Annotated in this window: 1 protein-coding gene; it reads right to left on the bottom strand. The window is 72.3% G+C overall.

Going from position 1 to position 220, the window contains the following annotated elements:
* A partial coding sequence (locus H6B10_RS16965) for a hypothetical protein (RefSeq protein WP_204652516.1) occupies positions 1-220 on the bottom strand: 220 nt, incomplete at both ends.

Below are 220 nucleotides of genomic sequence, written 5' to 3'. Positions count from 1 at the left end.
ATACCCATTCCCGGTAGATGCCGCTGTGGATGAGGACGGTGTCCCCCGGCTGTGCGGCGGCCGCGGCGGCCCCGATGGTGGAAAAAGGCCGGGCGGCGGAACCGTCCCCCGCCGCCGCGGCCAGCTGTTCCAGGGTAACGTTTTCCCGGTAATGGCGGTGGATGTATGCCAGCGCCTGCCGGACCGGCGCATCGTCCCCGGGGCTGTGCCCGCCCCCCGC

The organism is Gemmiger formicilis, assembly GCF_016901605.1.
Taxonomy (GTDB): domain Bacteria; phylum Bacillota; class Clostridia; order Oscillospirales; family Ruminococcaceae; genus Gemmiger; species Gemmiger formicilis_B.
This window is presented reverse-complemented; position numbering and strand designations above follow the sequence as displayed.